Genomic DNA, 6,570 nt, shown 5'->3' with positions numbered 1-6,570 from the left:
GCATTGCCTCCAATTCCCATAATTTATTACGCCGATAATAACTTGGTGTAACCTTAAAAATGTACTTAAATCGACGTGTAAAAGATTGTTGGGAATCAAATTGATATTTTAATGCGATCTCAAGGATAGTTTTTTTCGTCAACCTCAACTCAACAGCCGCTTTCGTCAAACGACGAGCACGAATATAGCTAGCCAGTGTGACCCCTGTTACTTTTTTGAACAGCCGCTGAAAATACCACTTGGTATAACCCGCTTTATTCGCCACATCATCAAGCAGTAAAGACTGATCTAAATTATGTTCAATCCATAATAGAACATCTTTGATAACCGTTGTATGAAACTGCTTATCATCATATCTTAATTGGATGTTATTAGCTTTATTTTGATAGCGAGAATGCTGTTCAATATACATAAAATAACCTAAATGTTCTTAAGATTGTCACGACCACATCATCATGATACCATAAACATACTGACGGTATGTTATTTTAAATCTATCATGGAAAATAAAAATCATCAACAAGAAAATTTTAAGAGTACCTATCAATCACTGGTTAACTCAGCACGAATATTGTTTGTTGAAAAAGGCTATCAAGCTGTTTCAATAGATGAGATCTCGGGAAAAGCGTTGGTGACCAAAGGTGCCTTTTATCATCACTTTAAAAATAAAAAACAATTACTCAGTGCCTGTTATAAGCAGCAATTAATTATGATTGATGCCTACATCACAACAAAAACTGATTTAACAAATGGTTGGTCTGCCTTAGAAAGTATATTTGAACATTATCTTGATTATATTATTGATAATAATAAAAACCTTATCCCTATCCAAGAAGTGATGCCTATCATTGGTTGGAATGAACTTGAAAAAATTAGCCTTGAATACATTACTGGTAAGGTAAACGCCATTGTCAGCAAATTGATCCAAGAGAACCAACTTAAAGCTTATGATGATGATGTGCTTAAAAACTTACTCAATGGCTGGTTTATGCATATCGCAATACATGCGAAAAACCTAAAAGAGCTTGCCGATAAAAAAGGCCAATTTATTGCTATTTACCGCGGCTTTTTATTGAGCTTGAAAGATAAATAAAATAGATAGGTTTTATTTGAAGCTAAATCTTCTTTATCGTAAAAAATGCCCTCTTGGGTTATCAAGAGGGTCATTATATTTCGCGGAATAACATCATTTGGTGACGAAATAACTAAGCACTTGTCTCCTGTTTACTCCCCTGAGCTTGAGGGGTTAACATGAAGGTCATCGATAGCAGGATAATAATACAGTAAAACGCTAAACCAATAATCCAAATCCAGCCATCCCAAATTGGTAGTGAATGATTATAAATAACAGCAAACAGTAATGGGCCAATAACACCGGTTGCATTGGTAAGGCTCACCAATAATCCCTGTAAAGCACCTTGCTGATGACTCTTTGTTTGGATAGACATCACTCCCTGTAATGCAGGTAAAGCGATCCCACCACCAGCCAATAAAATTAAAACAGGGAAAACTAACCAACCTTCAGATATAAACGCTAAAAAGGCAAATGCACTACTATCTGCAATAAATCCGAGCAGTACTGCCGTTTTTTCGCCCCATTTAGTGGCTATTCTTCCTGCCACAAAGGCTTGGAATACTGAGTGTAAAAGACCAAGACCCGCTAATGAAAAGCCAACCATCATGCTATTCCATCCAAAACGATTTTCGGTAAATAGCACCCACACCGTTGCGGGAATTTGGCCTATCAATTGCGCTGAAAAATAAATAATCAACAAAATGGGCATCGTTTTAAATAAAGTGATGTATACCGAATTCGATTGCGTCTCAACCCCTACTTCGGTATCTGTATTATCACGTGTATTTTTGGTTTCACGGAACCAAAACATAACCACAAGGAAAGTGACAATATTTAGCAACGCAGCGATAAAAAAGGGACTATGCGGTGAAATCTCTCCTGCAAAACCACCAATAATAGGCCCCGCTATTAAACCAAGCCCAAAACTTGCCCCTAACCAACCGAACCACTTCACGCGTTGAGAAGCTGAGGTGGTATCGGCAATGACCGATGCCGCGACAGCCCCAGTAGCTCCTGTGATCCCTGAAAGCAAACGGCCTAAATACAGCATCCAAAGCGCACTTGAAAAAGCCAGCAATAAGTAATCCAGCGATGCGCCTATTAATGACAACAACAGCACTGGGCGCCGACCAAATCGGTCAGACATTTTTCCAAGCCAAGGAGCAAAGATAACCTGCATTAACGCATAAAGTGCAAGCAATACGCCAAAGTGGTTAGCGATATCTTCCGAAGCAATAAATTCACGTAATAACGTTGGCAAGACTGGCATGATAAGGCCAATCCCCATGGCATCGAGTAACGTAATTACCAATGCGATCTTTGTCGAACTATTCATTTCACTTTTCTCTATCACTGATAGGGAGTGGTAAAATAACTCTATCAATGATAGAGTGTCAACAAAAATTAGGAATTAATGATGTCTAGATTAGATAAAAGTAAAGTGATTAACAGCGCATTAGAGCTGCTTAATGAGGTCGGAATCGAAGGTTTAACAACCCGTAAACTCGCCCAGAAGCTAGGTGTAGAGCAGCCTACATTGTATTGGCATGTAAAAAATAAGCGGGCTTTGCTCGACGCCTTAGCCATTGAGATGTTAGATAGGCACCATACTCACTTTTGCCCTTTAGAAGGGGAAAGCTGGCAAGATTTTTTACGTAATAACGCTAAAAGTTTTAGATGTGCTTTACTAAGTCATCGCGATGGAGCAAAAGTACATTTAGGTACACGGCCTACAGAAAAACAGTATGAAACTCTCGAAAATCAATTAGCCTTTTTATGCCAACAAGGTTTTTCACTAGAGAATGCATTATATGCACTCAGCGCTGTGGGGCATTTTACTTTAGGTTGCGTATTGGAAGATCAAGAGCATCAAGTCGCTAAAGAAGAAAGGGAAACACCTACTACTGATAGTATGCCGCCATTATTACGACAAGCTATCGAATTATTTGATCACCAAGGTGCAGAGCCAGCCTTCTTATTCGGCCTTGAATTGATCATATGCGGATTAGAAAAACAACTTAAATGTGAAAGTGGGTCTTAAAAGCAGCATAACCTTTTTCCGTGATGGTAACTTCACGGTAACCAAGATGTCGAGTTAACCACCCTTTAGATTCATAAAGCGAAAATAATGCGGCTCCAACGTACCCACCTAAATGGAAACGGCGTTCACTCCAATCTAAACACGCACAACAGATTTTACGTGAATGTTTGGAAGGAACGTCAATTCCCATTTCATGAAAATATTGAATACCACTTAATGTGATCATTGAACCATTTTCAGTGATCCATTGCTGTTGACAAAGGGAATCATAGATCTTAACGGCAACTTCGCCAGCTAAATGATCATAGCAAGTACGTGCTTTTCGTAAATGCACTGGCGTGGAAACTTTGGCATGTACGCCATGGTTTAAGGAGATCCCCATCATACTTTCCATCAATTCAGCAATATCTTTTCCTGCTAGCCGAAAATAACGATGCTTGCCTTGAGCTACTACTGTGATTAGCTGGCAATCTAATAATTTAGATAAATGACTGCTCGCCGTTGAAGCTGATATATTCGCCACAGAACTTAGCTCAGTGGCCGTCCAAGCTCGCCCATCCATCAAAGCACTGAGTATTTTAACTCGTGAAATGTCAGACATAGCCGCCCCTATCGCGGCTATTGAGGACTCAAAGGTAACCTCTTTTCGTATTAAATTAGCCATCGCAAGTTCACTTTATTGCCCAAGGGAGCGTAACAGATGCAGCCATACTATCATTGTCCGTTATTAATATCAGTTGGTTAGCATGGTCACTGTATTGCACTAAAATATTAATGTTATTCTCCGCCAATACTCGTGCTATTTCGCCAAGTTCCCCCGGTTTTTCCTGTTTTAACTTACGAATTAATGGTGTCCGGATCGCAAGTACTAACAGTCCAGCTTGCTCTAGCGCTATTTTAGCTTCCTTTCCTTGTTCAACAAGAAAATGAGCATGGCATTCATCACCAACCGTAAATATCCCTCCCCCTTCCAATCCAATACCTTTATTACCTAATGTTTTTCCTAGTAATGCTAATTGTCCTATTTGATTATCTAAAACAACGTGAACATCAAACATTATCCTTGTCCTTTTTAAATGAATATTCGCGAGTAATATGAGCAATACTAATTTTGTAAAAATCAAATATTGACTCTCGCCCTTCTTGTTGAGCTTTCGCATGTAAAACATGATTTTTCCATTGCAGAACTGCGTATTCGTTTTCCCACCAAGATAGCGATAACATTTTTCCTTCTGTAGCTAGACTTTGAAAACGTTCAATTGAAATAAAACCAGCTACATGACTTAATAGTGGTCTTAACTCCTCAGCTAAAGTCAAATAGCGAGTTTGTTGGTCGGGTTGTATTTGCACCTCAAATATTACAGCAATCATATTTTTCTCCGTTATTAATCAACAAACAGAGTAATCCACCCGAAAATTAACACTTCGATAAGCAACGAAATATAGAAAGGTCATGCTGCTGTTTTATGTTGTATATCACACTTCTTTAAATTGCTCGGCCTGCGCTTATCATGTTCTCCTTCTCTTATAATTTTGTTTATTATTTATACTTTTTTATTTTTTGCTATCACCGAAAATAGTGCGGATCCCGCATGGTATTTAGGTTTACCCATCATTAAATACCATTGTTGTTATTTTAATCTTTTTAATATTTCATGATTAAGATCACACTAAAATTATGACCCTATTAACTAAAAGTTATGGATACCCTAATAAAACTCATTGTTAAAGATTAGTTAACCAAAGTAACTTCATTTTTCACTATTGTTAAATTGTTATAGTGAAAATTCTGGTAAACTAATAGAGGTAAAAAAATGATCCTAGATGCCAGTTATACATTATTAGTCGCATGTATCGCGCTACTCATAGGAATGTTTGTCGTAAAATTTACCCCGTTCCTACAAAAAAACCACATACCAGAAGCCGTCGTTGGTGGCTTTATTGTTGCAATTGTTCTGTTAATTATTGATAAAACATCAGGTTATTCGTTTACTTTTGATGCTTCATTGCAAAGTTTATTAATGCTCACATTCTTTTCCTCTATCGGGCTAAGTTCTGACTTTTCTCGACTGATTAAAGGAGGAAAGCCGTTAGTTCTATTAACTATTGCAGTAACGATCCTAATCGCCATTCAAAATACTGTCGGCATGAGTATGGCTGTCATGATGAATGAAAGTCCATTTATTGGCTTAATTGCAGGTTCAATTACTCTAACAGGTGGTCATGGTAATGCCGGAGCATGGGGCCCTATTCTCGCTGATAAATATGGTGTAACAGGCGCCGTTGAATTAGCGATGGCTTGTGCAACACTTGGATTAGTGTTGGGTGGTTTAGTTGGCGGCCCTGTTGCCCGTCATCTTTTGAAAAAGGTCTCTATTCCTAAAACAACCGAGCAAGAGCGCGACACTATCGTTGAAGCTTTTGAGCAACCAAGCGTCAAAAGAAAAATCAATGCAAATAACGTTATTGAAACCATTTCAATGCTGATTATCTGTATTGTTGTTGGTGGCTATATCAGTGCATTGTTTAAAGATACTTTTCTGCAACTGCCTACTTTTGTCTGGTGTTTATTTGTCGGTATTATTATCCGTAATACACTGACTCATGTATTTAAACACGAAGTGTTTGAGCCGACCGTCGATGTATTAGGTAGCGTTGCTTTATCGCTTTTCTTGGCAATGGCGTTAATGTCATTAAAATTTGGTCAATTGGCAAGCATGGCAGGGCCAGTATTAATTATCATTGCTGTACAAACTGTTGTCATGGTGCTATTTGCCTGCTTTGTCACCTTCAAAATGATGGGCAAAGATTATGATGCTGTCGTGATCAGCGCGGGTCACTGTGGCTTTGGTATGGGAGCAACACCAACAGCAATTGCGAATATGCAAACAGTCACAAAAGCATTTGGACCATCACATAAAGCTTTCCTTGTCGTTCCTATGGTCGGTGCCTTTATTGTTGATATTTCAAACAGTATCTTAATTAAAATATTTATTGAAATTGGTACATACTTTACCTAATAGCTACACACTACTCGGCGTACTTCTCCTAACAATTTATTATAGGGCAGTATGCCGAGCCGCTTTCTTACCCCGTATATTCCCCTAGTCAATCTATTTAGCTTGCACGTTTACGAATTAATTCTCGTGACAACTAAACCAAAATTTGAATTATGACGAGTATATCTGATTATTTATACTTTATTCGTTAGAATAGTCCGTAGAAATAAATAATCAGTAGGCTACATGGAATGAAATTAAGACATCTCGATATCTTTTATGCTGTAATGACTTGTGGTTCCTTAACGCGTGCGGCTGAAGTTTTACATATTTCTCAACCCGCGGCGAGTAAAGCACTCAAACATGCTGAGCACTGAGAGATCCCCTCATAATTTCCCCAAAACGTAACCATGTGTGAATAGATTTTGAGTAAGCAGGGTTGCAGCCACGAGTGA

Annotated in this window: 9 protein-coding genes and 1 pseudogene; 4 read left to right on the top strand and 6 right to left on the bottom strand. The window is 38.4% G+C overall.

Translation table 11 applies throughout. The features are described from left to right. On the bottom strand, positions 1–412 hold a 412-nt coding region (locus PSF31_RS20830; RefSeq protein ID WP_001696766.1), incomplete at its 3' end, for a helix-turn-helix domain-containing protein. A gap of 87 nt (positions 413–499) precedes the next feature. Between PSF31_RS20830 and tetC the strand changes: the two genes are divergently transcribed. Next, the gene (gene tetC / locus PSF31_RS20825) at positions 500–1,093 is read left to right on the top strand and encodes a tetracyline resistance-associated transcriptional repressor TetC (RefSeq protein WP_000428546.1); all 594 of its coding nucleotides are present in this window, start codon (positions 500–502) and stop codon (positions 1,091–1,093) included. Positions 1,094–1,205: 112 nt separating this feature from the next. Here the strand turns inward: tetC and tet(B) are convergent, their stop codons facing one another. Next, positions 1,206–2,411, bottom strand: a complete 1,206-nt coding sequence (gene tet(B) / locus PSF31_RS20820) for a tetracycline efflux MFS transporter Tet(B) (protein ID WP_001089072.1) — start codon at positions 2,409–2,411, stop codon at positions 1,206–1,208. 81 nt (positions 2,412–2,492) lie between these two features. Here tet(B) and tetR(B) point away from each other — a divergent pair, with 81 nt between their 5' ends. Then, positions 2,493–3,116, top strand: coding sequence for a tetracycline resistance transcriptional repressor TetR(B) (gene tetR(B) / locus PSF31_RS20815; RefSeq protein ID WP_000088605.1), 624 nt, complete (start codon positions 2,493–2,495; stop codon positions 3,114–3,116). Here the strand turns inward: tetR(B) and PSF31_RS20810 are convergent. Genes PSF31_RS20810 through PSF31_RS20800 form a run of 3 tightly spaced genes read right to left on the bottom strand, consistent with a single transcriptional unit; the run spans position 3,094 to position 4,487 of the window. Beyond that, entirely contained in the window at positions 3,094–3,780 is a 687-nt protein-coding gene (locus PSF31_RS20810; protein WP_001284954.1) for an ArsR/SmtB family transcription factor, read from the bottom strand. The genes tetR(B) and PSF31_RS20810 overlap by 23 nt on opposite strands. 7 nt (positions 3,781–3,787) lie before the next feature. Then, entirely contained in the window at positions 3,788–4,174 is a 387-nt protein-coding gene (locus PSF31_RS20805; protein ID WP_000460651.1) for a hypothetical protein, read from the bottom strand. Beyond that, positions 4,167–4,487 (bottom strand): antibiotic biosynthesis monooxygenase family protein, encoded by a 321-nt coding sequence (locus PSF31_RS20800; RefSeq protein ID WP_000562370.1) that lies wholly within the window; start codon positions 4,485–4,487, stop codon positions 4,167–4,169. Before PSF31_RS20800 ends, PSF31_RS20805 begins: the two co-directional genes overlap by 8 nt. Positions 4,488–4,930: 443 nt before the next feature. Between PSF31_RS20800 and gltS the strand changes: the two genes are divergently transcribed. Both gltS and PSF31_RS20790 read left to right on the top strand, forming a co-directional pair. Continuing rightward, positions 4,931–6,136, top strand: coding sequence for a sodium/glutamate symporter (gene gltS / locus PSF31_RS20795; protein ID WP_000599533.1), 1,206 nt, complete (start codon positions 4,931–4,933; stop codon positions 6,134–6,136). Positions 6,137–6,366: 230 nt separating this feature from the next. Next, a pseudogene (locus tag PSF31_RS20790) lies at positions 6,367–6,486 on the top strand (LysR family transcriptional regulator); the annotation flags it as partial. A gap of 15 nt (positions 6,487–6,501) precedes the next feature. On the opposite strand, the gene PSF31_RS20785 reads toward PSF31_RS20790, so the two are convergent. Beyond that, positions 6,502–6,570, bottom strand: a 69-nt coding sequence (locus PSF31_RS20785; protein ID WP_227393415.1) for a hypothetical protein, incomplete at its 5' end; no start/stop codon positions are given.

The organism is Providencia sp. PROV156 (genome assembly GCF_028480905.1).
Taxonomy (GTDB): Bacteria; Pseudomonadota; Gammaproteobacteria; order Enterobacterales; family Enterobacteriaceae; genus Providencia; species Providencia hangzhouensis.
The sequence above is the reverse complement of the archived record's forward strand: the minus strand, read 5'-3'. Positions and strand labels throughout refer to the sequence as shown.

Bases quoted from the DNA above. Each gene is read 5' to 3' on its own strand.
- tetC (WP_000428546.1), top strand. From the start codon at position 500: ATGGAAAATAAAAATCATCAACAAGAAAATTTTAAGAGTACCTATCAA.
- PSF31_RS20810 (WP_001284954.1), bottom strand. From the start codon at position 3,780: ATGGCTAATTTAATACGAAAAGAGGTTACCTTTGAGTCCTCAATAGCC.
- PSF31_RS20805 (WP_000460651.1), bottom strand. From the start codon at position 4,174: ATGTTTGATGTTCACGTTGTTTTAGATAATCAAATAGGACAATTAGCA.
- PSF31_RS20800 (WP_000562370.1), bottom strand. From the start codon at position 4,487: ATGATTGCTGTAATATTTGAGGTGCAAATACAACCCGACCAACAAACT.
- gltS (WP_000599533.1), top strand. From the start codon at position 4,931: ATGATCCTAGATGCCAGTTATACATTATTAGTCGCATGTATCGCGCTA.